Annotated in this window: 1 protein-coding gene; it reads left to right on the top strand. The window is 65.3% G+C overall.

Annotated elements, in window-relative coordinates:
* Positions 1-948, top strand: a 948-nt coding sequence (locus IVB29_RS02565) for a chemotaxis protein CheW (protein ID WP_247501831.1), incomplete at both ends; no start/stop codon positions are given.

Below are 948 nucleotides of genomic sequence, written 5' to 3' on the forward strand. Positions count from 1 at the left end.
AGCTGCTCAAGATCGACGACGGCGCCGCCTCCGATCCCGAGAACGGCTTCATCGTGGTCACGCAGGTCGGCAGCCAGACTTTCGGCATCGTCGTCGACGCCGTGTTCCACACCGAAGAAATCGTCGTCAAGCCGATGTCGACCAAGCTGCGCCACATCGACATGTTCTCGGGCAACACCATCCTCGGCGATGGCGCGGTCATCATGATCATAGATCCTAACGGTATCGCCAAGGCGCTCGGCGCCTCCGGCTCCTCGGCCCATGACATGGCCGGTGACGCTGCCGCCAATCAATCCAGCTCGGCCGAGCAGACCACGTCGCTCCTTGTCTTCCGCGCCGGCTCCAGCCAGCCCAAGGCGGTCCCGCTCGGGCTCGTCACCCGCCTGGAAGAGCTTCCCGCCGACAAGATCGAGTTCTCCAACGGCCGCTACATGGTGCAGTACCGCGAGCAGCTGATGCCGCTCGTCGCCATGGAGAGCGTCACCATCGCGAGCCAGGGCGCGCAGCCGATCCTGGTGTTCTCCGATGACGGCCGCTCCATGGGCCTTGTCGTCGACGAGATCATCGACATCGTCGAGGAACGACTCAACATCGAGGTCGGCGGCTCCTCCTCCGGCATTCTCGGTTCGGCCGTGATCAAGGGCCAGGCCACCGAAGTGATCGACGTCGGCCACTTCCTGCCGATGGCGTTCGCCGACTGGTTCACCCGCAAGGAGATGAAGCCGTCGCTGCACTCGCAGTCGGTGCTGCTGGTCGACGACAGCGCGTTCTTCCGCAACATGCTGGCCCCGGTGCTCAAGGCCGCCGGCTACCGCGTCCGCACGGCGCCGACCGCGCAGGAGGGCCTCGCCGCGCTACGTGCGCAGACCTTCGACGTGGTCCTGACCGACATCGAGATGCCGGACATGAACGGGTTCGAGTTCGCCGAGACCATCCGCTCCGACAGCA

It is taken from the genome of Bradyrhizobium sp. 1 (genome assembly GCF_023073315.1).
Taxonomy (GTDB): Bacteria; Pseudomonadota; Alphaproteobacteria; order Rhizobiales; family Xanthobacteraceae; genus Bradyrhizobium.